This window comes from Clostridium sp. CCUG 7971, from assembly GCF_017590215.1.
GTDB lineage: Bacteria > Bacillota > Clostridia > Peptostreptococcales > Peptostreptococcaceae > Faecalimicrobium.
Genome location: NZ_JAFFPK010000169.1, coordinates 1 through 19,536, shown reverse-complemented (window position 1 = coordinate 19,536; position 19,536 = coordinate 1). Strand labels below are relative to the sequence as shown.

Genomic DNA, 19,536 nt, shown 5'->3' with positions numbered 1-19,536 from the left:
GCATGACCTGTATCAATTAATACTATATTATCAGCAAAAGCAGGTAATGCATATTGCTGACATACCTTTATATCAAGCTTCTCTTCATTTTTTAACTCTGGTGGAAGTGGAATTACTGCACAACCTTTTTCATTTAATTCATTTTGAATTTCGTCACTTAAAGATTCTTTTAATAATTTCATAGAGCCACTAAATGCACCATAGTCTCCATTATTCCTTCTACCTATCATATCTTCAACACCACATCTACTAGTTATACTAACTCTTCCACCAAAAGATGGACATCTTAATACACACATAGCACATCCGTTACCGTATTTTTCACAATTGCCCATAGGACCTGAAGAACCTGTTGTTTCTACAAAAGCATCCGCATCAATTTTTTCTCCACTTTCAAGTACTATAGTTTTTAATTTTTTGTCTTCCATATATGCATCTACTACTCTAGCAAAGAATTTTATTTCTATTCCCATATCTAAAATTCTTTGTCTTATTGGTTTTTCTATTTGAGTTACATTATATATAGTTGCGTGTTTATGACCTGGGAAATCTATATTAGTATGTGTTGCATACTTATCTGTAAGTTCAAACAGCTCTGTTGCTCCTAGCGCTATAGCTTCTTCTGCTGCTGTAAATCTCCCATTATTTCTCATTATTCCACCAACATTACCAAGACCTAATAATAAATCTGTTCTTTCTAGTATAATAACATCAGCTCCGGCTTTTTTAGCAGATATGGCAGCTGCACACCCTGCCCATCCGCCTCCTATAACAACTACTTTAGCCATTTTATTCCCCCCTAATAAATTAGATAGTTTTTAAGTATTCTCTACTATCAACTTGTGCTTTACACGTTTTTACTCTCTCTCCATTTACATTTATAGTACATGCACCACAAATGCCTTCTCCACAGCATATTAGATTATTATTTGAGATAGCTAGCTTAATATTTTCATCAATACTATCTACAAGCTCCATAATATATTTACTAAATTTAGCTGATCCTCCACTATAAACAAACTCTGAATTATTTCTTCTGATATAATCGATTAAAAAGTCTTTATCTTCATATAAGTCTATACTTTGTATATTGACTCCTAGATTTATTATTTTATCTATGACTACATCTAATACACTAGCCTTATTGTTAATAAATACTTCTACTTTATTGTGGTTTCTTAATAATCTTTTTATTACGTTAATAGAGTTAACCTGTGATAGTCCATTTAAAACTACTACACAATTTGCATGTGAATTAGTTTTTATCTCTTTTATCCCAAAAATCCCATTAAAATATGGTGCTTTTACCCATACTTCATCAAAACTTATAATAGATTTTGTTTTTATTCCTACTGGCTTAATAACAACTTCTAATATACCCCTTTCTAAATCTACATCCATAACTGAGATAGGTGTATTAAATATTTGGTTATCCTTGTCCTTACTTTTTAGCAATACATATGCACCTGGACTACACAAATCATTTGTTAAATATTTTGGCACTTGTATTTTAATCCCAAAAGTATTGTTTTCTACCTCTTTAGTTTCAATGATTTGACATAGTACTTCTTTTCTTTCATTGACAGATACGTTTTTACTGTGTTGTAATTGATTATAGATACATACCCCTTGCCACTTACAGTCGCAAGTTCTGCACCCTTGTATCAAACTACATTTTATACAATCTCCTGAATAGGCAAGATGACATGGACAGTATTTCCCACCTGCATCAGCGCATATTTGATTATTGGCTTTTTTCAACTTATCCACTTCCTTAAAATGATATTTATAATTGTCTTAAACTGTATACTATTAATTTATTATTTTAAGGATAATTTGTTACACTAGTAATTTTATTTACTACTTCTATTTTATTTTTATAAAAAATATACTTTAATATATAAAGAACTTATATACCTATTTGGGTTGTTGTGAATATAATCTATATAAATACTTGTTAATAGGAGCGAATTTTATGGTTGAGAATACCTTCTTTTTTTCAAAGGAACATTTAATTGTACTTTTAATTTTTGCTATATTTTTATATTTTTCTCCAAGACTCACTAGAAATTTATTACCTCATAGTTATATTGTTGAAAAAATAATTTGCGGTTTAATAATTTTAGAAATAGTATTTGAGCAGGTCTCTATTGTTTCTATGGGAGATTATGATGTTTTTACATCTTTACCAATTGGGCTCAGTAGATTTTGTGCATATATTTGTATAGCTATTTTATTTTTTAAGCAGTACCAATTATTCAATATATTCTTCTCTTGGAGCATAGTTTGTGCTGTTGGAGAGTTGATATTTTTCCCTGATTTAGGGTATAGATTCCCTAATATTTTATATTATTTAGATATATTCGCTAAGTTCATACTTATTTATGCTAATGTTTATTTAATGGAAGTTAGAAAGTTTAAGGTAAGTAATACTGCTATAAAAGAAAATTTAATGATGTGTGTGGCTTATTTTTCATTTATATTTATTTTAAATACTGTTACTGAATCTCATTATTCTTATAGTTTTTCAAATTTTAATATATTAAGTATTTTAATCTTTATCTTGGTTACAACTATTGTTTATATACCATCACTTATATTTGATAATGATAATAAAATATATAATTTGAAAAAAAGGAAATAAAAAAAAGCTCGCTGATGATGGCGAGCTGATTGTTTTTATTTTCAATTTTGAATGTAAGAAGAAAATAAAAATCTTAGGCTAATTAAATTATAACATACCTTGGAACGATTCTAAATCTATTTTTTTATGTTAGCTAAGTAATAAAGAGTTCTTACCCCTTCTCCTGTTGCTCCTTTAGATTTATATCCTAATGATTTAGCGCTTTCGCTTGTTCCTGCTATATCTACATGTAACCATGGAGTATTTCCTACAAACTCTCCTACAAACAATCCTGCTGTTATGCATCCACCTTCTCTTCCAGCACTATTTTTTAAGTCTGCTTCACTACCTTTTATTAAGCTTTTATACTCATCAAATACAGGAAGTCTCCAGATTTTTTCTCCTGATAATTTACTTGCTTTTTCTAATTCATTATAAAAATCATCATTGTTTGTTATAACTCCACTAGCAACAGTTCCTAATGCTACTATAGCTGCTCCTGTTAAAGTTGCTATATCTAATATACTTGTAACTTTTTCATTATTTACAATATAATAAACTGCATCTGCTAATGTAAGTCTTCCTTCTGCATCTGTGTTTAATACTTCTATAGTCTTTTTACCCATAGAGTTTATTATGTCTCCTGGCTTATAAGCTTTACCTGATATAGCATTTTCGCAAGCTGCTACAACTGCTACAACATTTTTGTCTATCTTATCCTTAGCTATCGCACACATCGCACCTATAACACTTGCTGCTCCACCCATATCAGTTTTCATATTTACCATAGAACTTGTTGGTTTTATAGAATATCCGCCTGTATCAAATGTTAATCCTTTACCTACTAATCCTAATATTTCTTTATCTTCTTTATTTGGTATATATCTCATAACTATAAATCTAGGTTTCTTTTCTGAGCCTTTAGCTACTGATAAAAATGCTTCCATACCTAATGCTTTTATTTTTTCTTCTTCATAAACTTCAACTTCAAATCCATATTCATTTCCTAATTTAATAGCTTCACTCGCTAAAGTTTCTGGATATATTACATTTGCAGGTTCATTAACTAAATCTCTAGCTACTATAGTAGCTTTAGCTAATAATTCTCCTTTTTCTATAGCCTTAGATACATCTTCTTTTGTATAAATATTTATAGTATCAATTACTTTTGCTTTATGATTAGTTTTATATTTTTTAAATTCATAATCTCCAAGGATTATACCTTCTACTAATGCATAAGCTCCTTCTTCACATAAATCACCACTTAATACATCTACATTAATAGCTTCATCTTTTATCATAGATTTTAATTTTTTAGCTAAATTACCGCCTACAACTCTAATCTTTTCATTGTCTAATTCTTCTATTTCCCCTAATCCAACTAAACACACTTTTATTATTTTGCCTTCAACAAAAGCTTTTACAGTTTCTATTTTATTGTATTTTCCCTTAAAGTCACTTACTATTAAATTTAATTCATTAAAACCAGTTTCAACTTTTTCATTTAAAAATGAAGTTATTACTACTATGTTTTCATTTAATCTTTCTAAGTTTGTGTTAATATTTTTAAAATTCATAAAACCCCTCCTATTTTTTATACTCTTTATTTATATGTAAAAAGCTACCTGTTAATGGTAGCTTACATTAATTGTTTAAAGAAATTTATCTAAAGAAAATCTTTCATTATACTGTTTGCTTCTCTTACTGCAGCAAATAATCTACGTTTTTCCTCTTCATCTAAAGTTTCTATTCTTATGTCTATAATAGATAAAAACTTTTCTATTTCTATATCTAGTAAATTACGACCTTCTTTTGTTAATCCATAAAAAGTATTTCTTCTATCTTTGGTATCCTCTTCTCTATATACATACCCTTGATCAACTAGTTTATTCATTAAAATACATAAACTAGATGTAGATACATGAAGATCTCTACTTAAATTTTTTAACTCGATTTTATCATAGTTCATCATGCTTCCTAGAGCAAGAAACTGCTTATCTGTTAAGATGTCATCCAGCTTATGTCTTTCTTGGTTTAAAATTTTAATCAAATTAGTAAAGTCTTGTATACTTTCCATAATTAGAATAGAAATCTCTCTATTGTTCATAGGATTTCCCCCCATTCTATAGTCTCGTCTATTATTAATTTATTCAGTATAAGAGTACTACTTAGAAGTACTACTTAAGTATAATTAATAATTGTCTAATGTAATTATACTATATTAATGATACATTATCCATTTTAATTATTTTGTCCTAAATTATTAATTAAAAAATATATAAAATTATAATTTTTTTTAATTTTGACTTCATAGCTTTTATAGTAGAAAATATAATATTTTTTTATTGATATTTTCTACTAATATTTCTATTTTATTCTTTTTTTCTTCTTTTATACTCATAAATTTTATTCGAAGTACAAGTAGTACACCTGCCCCTATAATGTTACCTAAAGTAACCCAAAATAAATTTTTTAATACTAACTTCATTGGTAAGCTTCAAAAAATATAGATTGCTTAAATAAAAACAATATAAAATTAATAATTTCTAAAATATAAAAAAACTACCTATAAATACTTATAGGCAGTTTTTTTATATTTTAGGCTTCTTAGGTTGTTTATTCTTATTATCATCAGAATTATTTTTAGATAACTTTTGAATTTTTTCAATAACTCTTGGAGTAACTGTAAGTATATTATCAACTAAGTTTATATTACTATCTAAACTCATAAGTCTTGTTTCTCCATTTTCTACTACTACAAAAGCCACTGGTTGTACAGAAATTGCACCTGCACTACCTCCAGCAAAATTTGTATCATTTTTATCTTCTATCTTTTCATTATCTTTATTACTTTGGTCATAGCCTTTTGAATATTCTCCTCCACCTATACCAAAACCAACTGTAATTTTTGATATTGGAACTACTACTGTTGTATCAGTTTGTATAGGGTCACCTACTATAGTATTTGCATCTATAGAACCATTTATAGTTTCAAGAGTTGTTTCCATAAGACTTTTTATTGAACCTGTTGCTCTCATCTGTACTATCCTCCTTATTATCTTTTTTGTTTTTATAAATTTTATACCAAGCCCTTGCTACAACTACTAATTCTCTAATAGTTGGCTTTGCATGAATCTTTATTTCTGCTATTATATAGTTTTTAGTAAAGTTAGGATTTACTCCTAAATACATTTTTTCAGCATCTATTATATTTGCTATATTTCCATAAATAGCATTTATTAATACATATATAAATGTGGTAAAATTAATAATTTCACTTCCAAACTCAACCTTTGAATAAATTTCATATATTCTTATTTTTGCAAAAAGTCTATAGATAGTTAGATAATCTCTACTTATTAATTTTCCTTTTCTTTTTTTCTTCCCTTTCTTTTTATTAGAACTACTACTCTTTTCTTTTTTAGTAGATGGGTAAAGTTGTCTCTCTATATTTATCAAATTGAATAGATATTTTATATTGAGTTTGACACATATATCTTCATTGTGTATTTTAAATGTAAGTATTATGTGTAATGATGATCTTAAAGTTATTATAATAAGTCCTACAATTAAAAATAATATTATTAAAAAATTTAAATCAAATATTCTATTATATCTCATATTCCTATTATTTTCTAAAAGATAATTATCTATACTTTTTATTTAAAACTTATTATTTTAATATTTATAATTAAGTATAAAAATAAAAAAATAGACTAGGATAATATCCTAGTCTATTACAATATGGTTTTTTAATGCTTCTTTAATACTAGATACAAAATTTTTAGATGCTCCAAAGTCCATAAATAAAAGTCCTACTGAATCTTCCGTAGATACAGCTTTAACCTTCGTTCAAGCTAATATATGATTTTCTTATATTTACTATAGATTTTTTATTTGATCTATAAAATCTTTAGTTTGGACCTTTTTTAACGCCCTTGATATAGTTATAATAATTATAGTTGATAAAATTGCTACTATTATTACAATAGCCATGACAAAAGAAAAATTAATTAATTTAATATTTTCAAAGTCTTTTATTATTATACTTCTAACTATTAAACTAGGTATTATTGATATAATAAAACTAACTGCAATGTACACCATTGCCTCTAATTTAACTATTTTCTTTATTTCATCTTTTGATATCCCTATTCCTCTAAATAATGCAAATTCTCTACTTCTACTATTTATACTAGTAACTATAGTGTTACAACAGTTAAATAATGATAAAATGGTTATAACTCCAACCACTAATATCATAATCATAGCTTTTTGATTATTACTCTTTTCAAATTCAGCTGATTCACTTTTATATGGTATCAAGATACCTTTGCCTGATTTTTCTACTATTTTATTTAATTCTCTCTCAACGTGTTTCTCATTGGCAAGCTTACTAGTCCACACATCAAATCTTTCATATGATGAAATACCTGTAAATTTATTCATTTGATTTACTGATATAACAGCTTCAAAGCTTGTGCCTCCACCTTGAGAAAATATTGGTAAATGCTTGATAATACCTCCAACAATAAACTCTTTAGAAATTGTTTCTTTATAGTTTCCTGTTTTAGAATCTACAGTATCAAAGTTTACATTAACTTTATCTCCCATTTTTATATTAATTGACTCGCATGTTGCATTATTTATATATATATATGGTTCTTTATTCAATTTACTTAAATTCTCTTTTCCTCCTATTAATACATCATTTAATACCTCGGTATCTTCAATACCTAAAACTTCAAAATTATTTTTATATACTTTTACACCATTTTTTATTTCAGCATTTTGTTCAAGATTAAACTTCTCCATTTTCCAGTATTCTGATTTTTTATTTATATTATTATCATCAGTTTTTATATTAAAATGCTTGTCTCTCAATGCATTTACTTTTTTAACTCCATCTATATGTTCTATCTCTTTTAATATCTTTATATCATAGCTTTTTTCATTTTGTATTGTAGATGATGGGTCAATATTTTGAATCGAATACTCTCCTGGTATCCATAGCCTCATTCCACCAGAATCTAAAAAATTACTAGTAGACTTTGTGTATACCGTTGCCATTAAGAAAATTACTAGCGTCATTGATGCTATAGCTAAGCTAGTACGTTTTTTATTTCTTTGAAGATTTTTTGATGCTATATTTCCATAGTCTTTAAAAAATTTAGTCATAAATTTATTTATAAGTGATTTTTTATTTATATTAATTTTTTCTTGATTTCTTCTCATACAAATAATAGGATCAATTTTAATTGATAGTATTAGCGGTTTGAATACTGATATTATTATAGTTAAAACACTTAATAAAATAGTAATTACATATGTATTTATATAGCTTTTACTTTTAATTGAATTTGCATAACTAACATCGTATATTACACCTATAACATACTCCCTAGATGAATTAGCTATTAAGTAACCTAAAATTAATCCTATTGGAATGCTTATAACAGAGTATATAAACACTTCTAAAATCATTATCTTAGAAATATCTTTTGGATCAAATCCTAGTGACCTTAGTGTACCAAAGTCTTTTGTTCTATTTGATACCAATGTATAGAAGATATTATATATCAATAATATAGTAGCTAATGCAAGAATTATATTAATTATAATATATGGTATTTTCAAACTTAAGCTATCAGACATAGCTAATATTAATGGATTATTTAATCTCATATTATTTTTATTTAAGTTTTCATCTTCAACAAGTTTTTCAACTTGTTTTGGTATGTTTTTATCTTTCTTAAATGTAAACATAACTTGGTTATATTTATTATCATCAGGTATATTTTTAATAGTACATTCTTTGCTTATAACTCCAAGAGACATTCCTTGAGCTTTTAAAAGTGGATTACTTTGTAAAATTCCTACAATTTTAAACTCTTTTTCTCCAGTATATGACTCATGTCCATTTTCATCTGGTTTACTATAATCTAATTTTATAGTTTTACCTATTGAATTTTTTATGTTATTTTGCTCAATATACCATGTATCTACTGCAATTTCATTTTCATTAGTTGGAAATTTTCCTTTTTGTAATTTATAGCTATTACTTACCTCTTGAGCAATTTTATCATCCCATAATATTTGTAGCGTTTGTCCATTTCCTATATCATGAAGCCCTAATAACATTGATTTTCCAATTTTATCTATACTAGGATTATTTTCTATATTCTTTATATCTTTATTAGTTGGATTATAATATGATGCATAGTGTATTCCTAATTCTTTTTTAGCTTGATCTATCATTAAGTTTCTAGCATCTTCGCTTATTATATTCATTACTAAAAACAGTGCAGTTGAAATTATAATACTTATAATTATCAATGATGTATTTTTCTTATTTTCCATTATGTATCTTTTTACTATATCATTAAGTTTCATAATTTCACCTACTCTCTTATAAATCCATCTTCAATTTTTATAATTTTATCTGCATATTTTGCAATATCCATATTGTGAGTTATCATTATTATCGTTTGATTGTATTTTTTCTGAGATTCTTTTAATAGATTTAAAACCTCACTTTCTGTTTTTGTATCCAGATTACCAGTAGGTTCATCCGCAAATATAATTGATGGTTTATTTACAAGAGCTCTTCCTATTGCCACTCTTTGTTGTTGACCTCCTGATAATTGGTTTGGTAGGTGGTTTTTTCTATCTTTTATACTAAGTAGTTCCATTAATTCATTAACATAATTATCATCTTTATTATTTGTATTTATAGTTGGTAGTTTTATATTTTCTTCTACTGTTAAAACTGGGATTAAATTATATGATTGAAATATTAACCCTATTTTTTCCTTACGCAAAAGCGATCTTTGTTTTTCATTAAGTGATGAAATATTTATATTATCTATAATCACATCTCCACTTGTCGCTGTTTCAAGTCCTGCCATTATATGAAGCAATGTACTTTTGCCACTTCCACTTTTTCCTACTATTACAATAAATTCACCTTTATTTATTTCTAAATTTATATTATTTAATGCTTTTACTTCTGTTTCTTCTTTTCCATATATCTTAGTTAAGTCTTTTATTTTTAAAATTGCCATAATATATTCTCCTATTTATATTCTAAAATAAACAATAAAAAAGGATGCTATCCTAACAAGCGCTTGGTTAGATAATTTTACTAAATTCATCCATTCAATACTTAAAAGATAACATCCTATATTTATTTTTTCAATTATATAGCTCCAACTGGGTTTGTTTTGTACCCAACTGGGCTATTTTTTATTAAAGGTATATAAATAGTCATTATAAATTTATTTTCAAATACATCTATTTCAACATTCCCATCGTATTTTTCTACTGAATTTTTTATACTACTTATACCTATACCATGTAAAAACAAATCCTTTTTATCCGTTATAAATTTATTATTTTTAAAGTTTATATTATTAACTTTTGTATTCTCACATTTAATTACAAAGAATTTATTTACAACAGTACCTCTAAGTTTAATTTTTCTTTCTATATATGTATTATTAATTTTATTACATGCTTCTATCGCATTATCTAACATATTTGAAAATATGCTACACACATCTAGCATATCTATAAAGTCACAATGAGAAAATTTAATATCTACTAAAAATCTATATTATTTTTATGACATATAGATTTTTTATCACTTAAAATAGTATCAAGTATCATATTTTCAGTATTAAATGATAAATAACATTGTTCAAGTTGTTTATTCATATTTTTTATATAATCACTACTTCCATGGATATTTTCTATACATATCATATGATTTTTCATATCATGATATAGACTTTTTACTCTTAGTTGAGATTCCTTTAAGTTTAAATAGTATGCGTATTGTCTATCCATATTTTCTTTTATAACTTTATTTTCTAGCCTTAATCTATTATCTTTTATAACTCTATTGATTAAATTTATAGAAAATATATTAGATAATAATATGACGGCAGATACTATCAAAATAGTCATGTCTAAGGGAAAATAACTTAATCCATAAGACTCTTTATATACAAGTCCAAAGACAACTAAAACAAATATAACATTAGATATTATTGAAATGAATATATATACATAATCTTTTCTTCTAATTTCTGATTTTAGATTAATAACTTTACTTACAGGTATTATTGATAATAATAATAGTTTAGATAATAAGACTACCTCTAATTTTATTAAGCTAGTATAAAGTAAGTCATAATACTCTAAATTTCTTGTTATAACAATATTACTAGACAATATAAATACTAATGCATAACTTAAAGCATAAAATAAGTTTACTATAATCCAATAAAAAATACTTACTCCTAATCCTTTTAATTTGCTTACTTTATAATTAAATATATATAAAATATATGTCATTATAATAGCTATAAACATAATAAAATTAGAATTAATCTCTTTTATAGTTATTATTACAAGTATAGTTGCAACTATTAATAAGTATAAGTTTAAAACTAATTTAGATTTTTTTAGCTCTCCAAACTCGCCTAGTATAAATTTCAACACAGATAATTCTATTACTATAGATAATATATTTGTAATTATCCAAAATAAATGAGTCTCTAGCATAACACATCACCTAAAGTATGAGTTAACTTTGTTTTTAAATTAATAATCCTATGTTTACTAACTGGAATATCATCATCATTAATACTGACTGTATTTTTAGATATGTATTGAATTTGATTTACATTAATTAAATAACTTTTATGACATCTAAAAAAATTATATTTTTCAAGTTCTTTTTCAATTTTATCCATACTATTTTTCGTATAATACGTTTTATCTATTGTATGTATAGTTAATTCTTTTTTCATAACTTCTATATATGTAATACTGCTTATTGAGATCTTAGTTATACTCCCCTTATTTTCTATGATTATAAAGTTTTCTCTCTTTTTTATAATATCAGAAACACAATTTAATATATGCTTGTTTAATTCTTCATAATTTATAGGTTTTAATAAATATCTGTATGCTCTAACCTCATAACCATCTTGAATGTAATCTATTAGTGAAGTTGTAAATATTATTTCAGATATATCATTTTTTTCTCTAATTACTTTAGCTACATCCATTCCACTTATGTTATCCATTTGAATATCTAAAAAAAATATATCAATTCCATCTAGATTTGTATTTATTAAATCTTCTCCGCAACTAAATTCTATTAATTCTACTTGATTAGAAATTTCTTTAAAAATTTTTGATATATAATTCCTTAAAAGTTCTCTTTGAGTAACATCATCTTCACAAATAACAATTCTATAAATAATAATCTCCCCCTTAACTTATTGCAATAAATATTATAAATATATTTTTATGAGATATCACTCTTATTAAAGTATTTTAATTAAATTTATAGTTTAAATTTTAACATAAACCTTTGTATTAGTATATAAACCTCTAAATTATATAAGTAGCTTATATAATTTAAATATTTCATATATGTATAATAACTAATTTATTTTTCAAATAAAAAATAGACCAGATAAAATCTAGTCTATTTTTTCGTTATGATATTTACTTTGAGTAGTTATTTTTATAGTTATAATAATACATAAGTAGGTATATGTCTATATTATTTTTCAAATATATGCTTAATAACTTCTATTGGCTCATGAAATAATAACCTTGGTCCAGAGAATTTCATAACATCCTTTATTTTTATCTTCATATCTTTTTTATAACAATGTACTTTACATTTACTACAAAACTTTTTTTCTTCTCCAAACTTACAAAAATCTAATCTTTTATTAGCATACTCTAAAAGCTCGCTACATTCATTACAAAGTTCTCCCTTATTACGTCCATGATTTTTACTACAATATATATTTATCATAATACCTATAGTCTTTTTTTCTCTTTCTATTCTACTCATGATTTCCTCCAATTTAAATTTTTCTACCCTCAAGTTTATTCGCTTAAATTACAATTAATCAATTATTTAAATAAACTAATAATACATCAGCATATTAAAAAAGGGCTAAAATTTAGCCCTTTTATTAATTAAATTCAAGTGTATTATTTCTTACATAAACTTTCTTATCACAAATTGCTGTACTTGATTTCCTATGAGATACCATTATTACTGTTTTATCTTCAGATTCATTTTTAATGCTCTTTAAAATTTGAGCTTCATTTAAAGTATCTAAGTTACTTGTAGGTTCATCTAATATAAGTACTTGTGAATTACGTAAAAATGCCCTTGCTATTCCTAGTCTTTGCTTTTCTCCTGATGATAAGTTAGACCCTATTTCTCCAACATTAGTCTTATATCCATTAGGAAGTGTTTCTATAAATTCATGTATAGATGCTTTTTTAGCCGCTTCTACTACTTCTTCATAAGTTGCATCTATTTTACCTATTTTTAAGTTATTTTCTATAGTGTCATTAAATAAGAATGTTTCTTGACTAACTAAAGACTGTGATTTTCTTAAAGATTTTGTTGGTATAGTCTTTATATCTTTATTAGATATTTCAATGCTACCTTTTTCAACATCCCAAAATCTCATTATTAATTTTAATAATGTACTCTTACCACATCCACTTTCTCCAATAATAGCAACTTTATCGCCTTTTTCAATATTAAGATTTACATCTTTAAGTAATACCTCATCTCTTCCATTATACTTAAATTCCATATCTCTTATATCTACATAGTCTATGTTTAAATCTTCATTTCCAGCTACTTCATTTACAGCAGGAACTTCATCTAATACATTAAATAATCTTTGTGCACAAGCAAAAGTATGCATTAAATTATTAGATAAATTACTTAAAGCAACAGTTGGCCCAAATGAACTAGCTAAAAGAACTACTGCCACTATTAATTGACCTAAGTTTATTGTGCCTGATTCAAATAACTTCACTCCTGTAAATAAAGTTACAATTATAGCTATCATTATAGTTATATCTGTGAAAGCTCTTATTATACCTTCATGCTCTTTTATAACTTTTAATTTTTCATTTAACTTTTCACTATTTTCATTTATAGTTTTTAATCTGTCATTTCCAGCCCCAAATAGTAATACTTCTTTTATACCTTTTAAAGAGTCTAATAAAAAACTATTTGTATTTCCAAACTCATTTCTATATTCAAGACCTGATTGGTTCGCATATTTAGAAGATATAACTGGTATTAAAAGACCTACTATTAAATAAAATACTAACGCTATTATCCCAAAATAAGGATTTACACTATATAATACTCCTGCTGTTATTGATGAAGTTAATATTCCTATTGCTATAGGTGCTATTGTATGAGCATAAAATACTTCTAATAATTCTATATCGCTAGTTATAACTGATATTAGATTACCTTTTTCTTTTGTTTCTAATTTTGATGGCGCTAATTTTCTTAATGCTTTAAATACTTGGTCTCTTAGTATAGCTAATATTTTAAATGCTATATAATGACCTGAATATTGTTCTATGGCTCTTAGCCCACCTCTTAGTATTGCACATCCTATTATAATCTTTATAGTTATATCTAAAGTAAATCCCATATCTAATTTAAGTATAGTTCCTACTGCTATTGCACCAAATGTTGTTACTGCTGTAGCTGCTAAAAATCCTAAAACTCCAAAAGTTATTGTTATTATCATTATTGGAGTTAGAGGTTTTAGTATTTTTATAAGTCTTGCCATTATCTTTATTCCAGACATTCTCTTTTGATCTTTATTCACTTATAGCTACCTCCATTTCTGCTTCATATATACTTTCTAAGTTTGTTTGATTTGTATATAACTTACAGTAAGTAGAGTTATTTTTCATAAGTTCATTATGATTTCCACTTTCTACTACCTTACCTTTATCTAATACATAAATCTTATCTGCATTTTTTACGTTTGCAAGTCTATGAGATATTACTATTACAGTTTTTTCTTTTGCTATATCATATATAGTCTTTAATATGCTATCTTCACTTTCTACATCAACGTTTGAAGTAGCTTCATCAAATATGTACACTTCCGGATTTGTAAGTATCATTCTAGCAAGTGCTAACCTTTGCTTTTGCCCACCTGATAAAAGTGATCCACCTTCTCCAACTCTAGTGTCAAGTTTATCTTCTAATCCTACTACAAACTCATATAAATTCGATACTTTTAGTGCATTATATAACTCTTCTTCAGTTGCATCCTTTTTACCCATTTTTAAATTTTGTGCTATTGTAGTATTAAATATATAAGAGTTATGACTTATAAAACTTACTTTTTTTCTTAATTCTTCAAATGGTATATTATTTATATTTATTCCGTTTAAAGTTACTTCTCCCTTGTCTACTTCTCTAAGCTTTAAAAGTAAGTTAGTAATTGTACTTTTACCACATCCACTTTCTCCAACTAAAGCAACCATAGACTTATTTTTTACTTCTATATTTATATTTTGAAGCACTTTTCTTTCTTTATCATAACTAAAATCTACATTTTTTAGATTTATAGATATATCTTTTAGTTTTTCACTATCTTTATTAGATAATTTAGGCTCTTCTTTAACTTTTGTATCTAATAATTTAAACATTTTTTCAGATGCTGCCATACCATTAGTAGCTATGTGGAAAAATGATCCTAAAAGTCTAAGTGGTATAAAGAATTCTGATGATAATAATATTATTATCACAGCTCCTCCAACAGTTATATTACCTTTTGATAATTCATTTACAGCTAATAATATACCTACTGCTGCTCCTCCAAATGCTATTAAATCCATTATAGTTATAGAACTTAACTGCATTGTTAATACCTTCATAGTTACTTTTCTAAATGTTTCAGCTTCTTTGTTCATTTCTTCATTTTTTTCTTCATCTAAATCAAATATCTTTAAAGTTGTAAGACCTTGAAGATTTTCTAAGAATGAATCACCTAAGTTTGTATATATGCCCCAATACTTACTTAAAAGTTTTTTAGCAAACTTCATAACCGATGCTATTGATATTGGTATTAATGGTATACATACTAAAAGTACTAATGCAGCCTTTAAACTTATACTAGCCATTACTACAAATAATGTAAGTGGACCCAATAATCCATAAAATAATTGAGGTAAAAACCTTCCGAAATATACTTCTAACTGTTCAACTCCATCTACTGCTATTTGAACAGTTGATGATGTTGATAGTGCATTGTTATAATCTACTCCAAGTTCTAATAGTTTTTTATATATTTTTTCTCTTAATATATTTCTAACTTTTCCTGATGAATTATGAGAAAACTTACCAGACATATAATTACAAATAAATCTTATTATCATTAAAATCGATAAAAGTATTGCATAACTACCTATACTAAAACTTAAATCATTTTTATATAATTTATCGATTATATTTCCTACAAATAAAATTATACCTATATTACAAATTACAGATATCCAGTTCATTAAAACTGTTAAAAATATATATTTTTTGGTTCTTTACAAATAGATAATAACCTCTTGTCTACCATTTACACTTCCTCCTAATTAATTATGTGATATATAAGACTTAATGCAAATAATATCACTGATACTAAATGTAGCCATTTATATTTCTTTCTTACTTTATTAGTCCCTGATAATATTATTAATCCTGCCATAACTCCAACTGGTAAAATAGTTATTTCTTTATCTTTTATATAGTCAGTAACTGAATATATAATCATCAATAACGCTCCTAATGTTCCAGTTAAAATATGTAGTTTTAAACTTAATTTCTTATTTATAAATTTAAAGTATTTAAAAAAATAAGTTATTATTGCTAATAAAAATAATGTTGATCCTAACCTATGTAACATAACTTTCTCCCGCTTTACTTTTGTATTTATAATTACTAAATTTAAAGAATTCATCAATAAATTAATTCTCTTAATTAAATTAATTTATATTATTATATATATTGACTTTCATTCTCATTGTATTTTGATAAATATTTTTTAGTTGCACTATTTAAACCTTATTTATCTACTTTAGTTCTTATTTTATAAGTTTTATTTTTACAATTAATTTTTATCTTAGTTCAATAGTTGTATTAAACCTCTGCTTTATCTTCTTTTATTGTTTTTATTCTAAACATAAAGTAATAGAATTTAACTGCTATTAAAAATAATAAAAATATTCTCATATGTAAGCTCTCTATTATTATCAAAGGAAATGCTAACATTATATCTGCAAATAATAATATACAAACCTTTTGTTTCATAGTCATAGCCTTTTCTTTAACAAAACTTTCTAAATGATTTTTATAAATCTTTGTTGATTTAAACCATCTATCAAATTTATCTGAACCTTTTACAAAACAATATGATGCCAATAGTAAAAATGGCGTTGTTGGAAGCACTGGTATTATAACTCCTACTGCTCCTAATACAAATGATATTAGCCCAACTACTACGTATATGAACTTTTTAATTTTATTCATTTTATCCTCCATACAATTTTAAATTTAATATATTAATAATTTATCACAAGTGATAATTATTTTCAATAATATTTCCATTTTAATTGGAAATAATTATTATTTTTAACTAAAAACATTTTACATAAGTTAAGTATTTATATAAAAAAACTGCATTAGATTTTTAATCTAATGCAGTCTTTTAACTTTTATTCACTTACAGCATCTTTATAATTTTCAATTGGAGGTAAGTCTTCTAATTTTTCTATACTTAATAATTTTAAAAATTCATTTGTAGTTTTATATATTATTGGCTTCCCTATTCTATTAAGTCTACCTGCTTCTACTATTAATTCATTTTCCAGAAGTGTTTGCAGTACCTTATCACACTTAACACCTCTTATATCTTCTATTTCAACCTTTGTTATTGGTTGTTTATATGCAATTATAGTAAGAGTTTCAAGAGTTGCCTGACTTAAACTCTTCTTTTTCTTTGGCTCAAGTACTTTTTTTATAAAAGAAGCATACTCCTTATTTGTGCACATTTGGTACTTGTTTTCTAATTTTATTATTTGTATCCCTCTATTATTTTCCTTATATTCCTCCATAAGAGAATGAAGCATAAATTCTATTTCTTTACTTGCTAAGTCTTCATTTATTATATAGTTTAGTTCTTTTACACTTATAGGATCTGAGTATGCAAACATAACTGATTCTATAATATTTTTTATATCTTCACGTCTCATTTTATCACTCCGAGCTTTTCTTTATTAGTATATCATCAAAGAATATATCTTGGGCTACTATTATTTCTTTCGCTTTTATTAATTCAAGTATTGATAAAAATGTAGCTATAACTTCATCTTTATCACACTCTTGTATTACTTTAGTAAACCTTACTTCTGATTTTTCATTTATAATATTTCTTATGTAACTCATCTTTTCTTCAACAGATATGATTCTTCCCTTTACTATCTTATCTAGTCTCTCATCTTTTACTTCATCTGATTCTGTTGTTTTAACCTTTAATATATATGGAAGTATATTTTTTATAGCCTCTATTGATATATCACTTAAGTCTACACTTTCATCAACGATTATCTCTTCTTTTTTTCTATAGAATAATTCGTTTACATAGCTAACATTTTCTTTTAAATCTTCTGCTGCTAATTTGAACTGTTTATATTCTTCTAATTGTCTAGCAAGTTCTAATCTTGGATCTTCTATTTCTTCGTCATCTTTTTGCTTATACAATAAGTATTTAGACTTTATTTCTAAAAGTTTAGAAGCCATTGTTATAAACTCACTAGTTATTTCTAAATCCATTTTTTCAAGCATTGATAAATATTGTATATATTGCTTAGTTATCTCTATTATTGATATATCTTTTATATCAATCTTTTGCTTAGATATTAAGTCATACAATAAATCCAGAGGCCCTTCATAAACTTGTAACTGTATATTATACTTCATCTAGTTTCCCTCAGTCCTATGCAAATAAATATACTATCTTTACTATTACATTATATATAGGTCCCATAATTATTAAATGGAAATCTGTAATTATTAAAAGTAAAAATAAAAAAGTACTCATACTTTCATATTTATAAACAAACTCATTGTACTTATATGGTATAAATGATGATATTACTCCCCATCCATCAAGTGGTGGTATCGGAAGTAAATTAAAAGCTGCAAAGCTTATATTATACAACATAGTCATTCCTAATATCATATTAATTGCTTCCATACGAACAACCTTATTTAACATCATACAAACTATAGCAGTTAATATGTTTCCTAATGCACCTGATAATGAAACTAATACATTTCCAACCTTATAATTTTTAAAATTATTAGGGTTTACTGGAACAGGTCTTGCCCAACCTATTTTAAAAATAAGCATCATTATAATTCCAATAGGATCTAAATGTTTTGCTGGGTCTAAGGTCATTCTACCCTGCATTTTAGCCGTATCATCACCTAATAAATGCGCTGAGTAAGCATGTCCAAATTCATGAACAGTTATTGCAATTACTATTGCAACTAAGCTCACTAATATATTACTTAAAGAATTCATATTTATCTCTCCTAAATTTCGATTTTAATACTATTATACCAATTTACAAATGTATAATCAAAGTTTTTATATATATAAAATTCATTCTGCTCTTATCTCTAACTACTCTGTTAGTTGCTTAAAATCTTTTTTTACTTACTATTAATGCATTTATATTACTTAAGTTAATAAATTATCTATAATGTATTATAGTTTTGTTACATGTAAAAAAGAAGTCTTTCGACTTCTTTTACTTTACAGCATATTGTCTATAACTCTTTGAAGCATTTGTAGATAACTTGCTTTATTTATATCCTTTGTATTTACTAAATCTACTTGCCCTATAAGTTTTTTATCTTTATAAATTTCTAATTTTCCTAAAGTAGTTCCTTTTTTAATTGGAAGTTGAGGATTATCATAAACTTTTATTTTTTTAGTGAAATCCTTATTACTTCCTTTTTTAATTAATGCTGTTAAACTTTCTTT

Annotated in this window: 20 protein-coding genes and 2 pseudogenes; 1 reads left to right on the top strand and 21 read right to left on the bottom strand. The window is 25.4% G+C overall.

From position 1 onward, the window contains the following. The coding region (locus tag JWF52_RS17665) for an FAD-dependent oxidoreductase (RefSeq protein WP_208334801.1) at positions 1 to 788 on the bottom strand (788 nt) is incomplete at its 3' end. Between the two features lie 19 nt (positions 789 to 807). Beyond that, on the bottom strand, positions 808 to 1,761 hold the full coding sequence (locus JWF52_RS17660) for a 2Fe-2S iron-sulfur cluster-binding protein (RefSeq protein ID WP_208334800.1): 954 nt from the start codon (positions 1,759 to 1,761) through the stop codon (positions 808 to 810). A gap of 214 nt (positions 1,762 to 1,975) precedes the next feature. Between JWF52_RS17660 and JWF52_RS17655 the strand changes: the two genes are divergently transcribed. Beyond that, on the top strand, positions 1,976 to 2,644 hold the full coding sequence (locus JWF52_RS17655; RefSeq protein WP_208334799.1) for a TMEM164 family acyltransferase: 669 nt from the start codon (positions 1,976 to 1,978) through the stop codon (positions 2,642 to 2,644). 116 nt (positions 2,645 to 2,760) lie between these two features. On the opposite strand, the gene JWF52_RS17650 is transcribed toward JWF52_RS17655, so the two are convergent. From JWF52_RS17650 to JWF52_RS17560, 19 genes and pseudogenes are all read right to left on the bottom strand, one after another. Continuing rightward, complete coding sequence (locus JWF52_RS17650) at positions 2,761 to 4,200, bottom strand: leucyl aminopeptidase (protein ID WP_208334798.1); 1,440 nt, start codon at positions 4,198 to 4,200, stop codon at positions 2,761 to 2,763. Positions 4,201 to 4,289: 89 nt separating this feature from the next. Continuing rightward, a complete protein-coding gene (locus tag JWF52_RS17645; RefSeq protein ID WP_208334797.1) occupies positions 4,290 to 4,730 on the bottom strand; it encodes a MarR family winged helix-turn-helix transcriptional regulator in 441 nt (146 codons plus the stop codon). A 210-nt stretch (positions 4,731 to 4,940) separates the two neighbouring features. Continuing rightward, a complete protein-coding gene (locus JWF52_RS17640; protein WP_208334796.1) occupies positions 4,941 to 5,111 on the bottom strand; it encodes a hypothetical protein in 171 nt (56 codons plus the stop codon). Between the two features lie 103 nt (positions 5,112 to 5,214). Then, positions 5,215 to 5,661, bottom strand: coding sequence for a spore germination protein GerW family protein (locus tag JWF52_RS17635; RefSeq protein WP_208334795.1), 447 nt, complete (start codon positions 5,659 to 5,661; stop codon positions 5,215 to 5,217). Next, positions 5,615 to 6,244, bottom strand: coding sequence for a DUF2953 domain-containing protein (locus JWF52_RS17630; RefSeq protein ID WP_208334794.1), 630 nt, complete (start codon positions 6,242 to 6,244; stop codon positions 5,615 to 5,617). Before JWF52_RS17630 ends, JWF52_RS17635 begins: the two co-directional genes overlap by 47 nt. 261 nt (positions 6,245 to 6,505) lie before the next feature. Next, positions 6,506 to 9,016 carry an ABC transporter permease gene (locus JWF52_RS17625; protein ID WP_208334793.1) on the bottom strand — a complete coding sequence of 837 codons (2,511 nt, stop codon included), beginning with the start codon at positions 9,014 to 9,016 and terminating at the stop codon, positions 6,506 to 6,508. Between the two features lie 8 nt (positions 9,017 to 9,024). Further along, positions 9,025 to 9,687, bottom strand: coding sequence for an ABC transporter ATP-binding protein (locus JWF52_RS17620; protein ID WP_208334792.1), 663 nt, complete (start codon positions 9,685 to 9,687; stop codon positions 9,025 to 9,027). 134 nt (positions 9,688 to 9,821) lie between these two features. After that, a complete protein-coding gene (locus JWF52_RS17615) occupies positions 9,822 to 10,190 on the bottom strand; it encodes a GHKL domain-containing protein (RefSeq protein ID WP_353654973.1) in 369 nt (122 codons plus the stop codon). 35 nt (positions 10,191 to 10,225) lie between these two features. Continuing rightward, positions 10,226 to 11,191: an ATP-binding protein gene (locus JWF52_RS17610; protein WP_208334790.1), complete on the bottom strand. Its 966-nt coding sequence runs from the start codon at positions 11,189 to 11,191 to the stop codon at positions 10,226 to 10,228. Next, positions 11,185 to 11,880 carry a LytR/AlgR family response regulator transcription factor gene (locus tag JWF52_RS17605; protein WP_353654974.1) on the bottom strand — a complete coding sequence of 232 codons (696 nt, stop codon included), beginning with the start codon at positions 11,878 to 11,880 and terminating at the stop codon, positions 11,185 to 11,187. The genes JWF52_RS17610 and JWF52_RS17605 overlap by 7 nt, the downstream gene beginning before the upstream one ends. 323 nt (positions 11,881 to 12,203) lie before the next feature. Then, positions 12,204 to 12,503 (bottom strand): nitrous oxide-stimulated promoter family protein, encoded by a 300-nt coding sequence (locus JWF52_RS17600; protein ID WP_208334789.1) that lies wholly within the window; start codon positions 12,501 to 12,503, stop codon positions 12,204 to 12,206. A gap of 124 nt (positions 12,504 to 12,627) precedes the next feature. Next, on the bottom strand, positions 12,628 to 14,289 hold the full coding sequence (locus tag JWF52_RS17595) for an ABC transporter ATP-binding protein (protein ID WP_208334802.1): 1,662 nt from the start codon (positions 14,287 to 14,289) through the stop codon (positions 12,628 to 12,630). 13 nt (positions 14,290 to 14,302) lie between these two features. After that, positions 14,303 to 16,065, bottom strand: a pseudogene (locus tag JWF52_RS17590) (ABC transporter ATP-binding protein/permease). A 12-nt stretch (positions 16,066 to 16,077) separates the two neighbouring features. Beyond that, a complete protein-coding gene (locus JWF52_RS17585) occupies positions 16,078 to 16,392 on the bottom strand; it encodes a hypothetical protein (protein WP_208334788.1) in 315 nt (104 codons plus the stop codon). A 233-nt stretch (positions 16,393 to 16,625) separates the two neighbouring features. After that, the gene (locus tag JWF52_RS17580) at positions 16,626 to 17,015 is read right to left on the bottom strand and encodes a YbaN family protein (RefSeq protein WP_208334787.1); all 390 of its coding nucleotides are present in this window, start codon (positions 17,013 to 17,015) and stop codon (positions 16,626 to 16,628) included. Between the two features lie 185 nt (positions 17,016 to 17,200). Next, positions 17,201 to 17,737, bottom strand: coding sequence for an SMC-Scp complex subunit ScpB (gene scpB, locus JWF52_RS17575; protein ID WP_208334786.1), 537 nt, complete (start codon positions 17,735 to 17,737; stop codon positions 17,201 to 17,203). A 4-nt stretch (positions 17,738 to 17,741) separates the two neighbouring features. After that, entirely contained in the window at positions 17,742 to 18,464 is a 723-nt protein-coding gene (locus tag JWF52_RS17570) for a segregation and condensation protein A (RefSeq protein ID WP_208334785.1), read from the bottom strand. 16 nt (positions 18,465 to 18,480) lie between these two features. Continuing rightward, positions 18,481 to 19,071, bottom strand: a complete 591-nt coding sequence (locus JWF52_RS17565; RefSeq protein ID WP_208334784.1) for a site-2 protease family protein — start codon at positions 19,069 to 19,071, stop codon at positions 18,481 to 18,483. Positions 19,072 to 19,305: 234 nt separating this feature from the next. Next, a pseudogene (locus tag JWF52_RS17560) lies at positions 19,306 to 19,536 on the bottom strand (hypothetical protein); the annotation flags it as partial.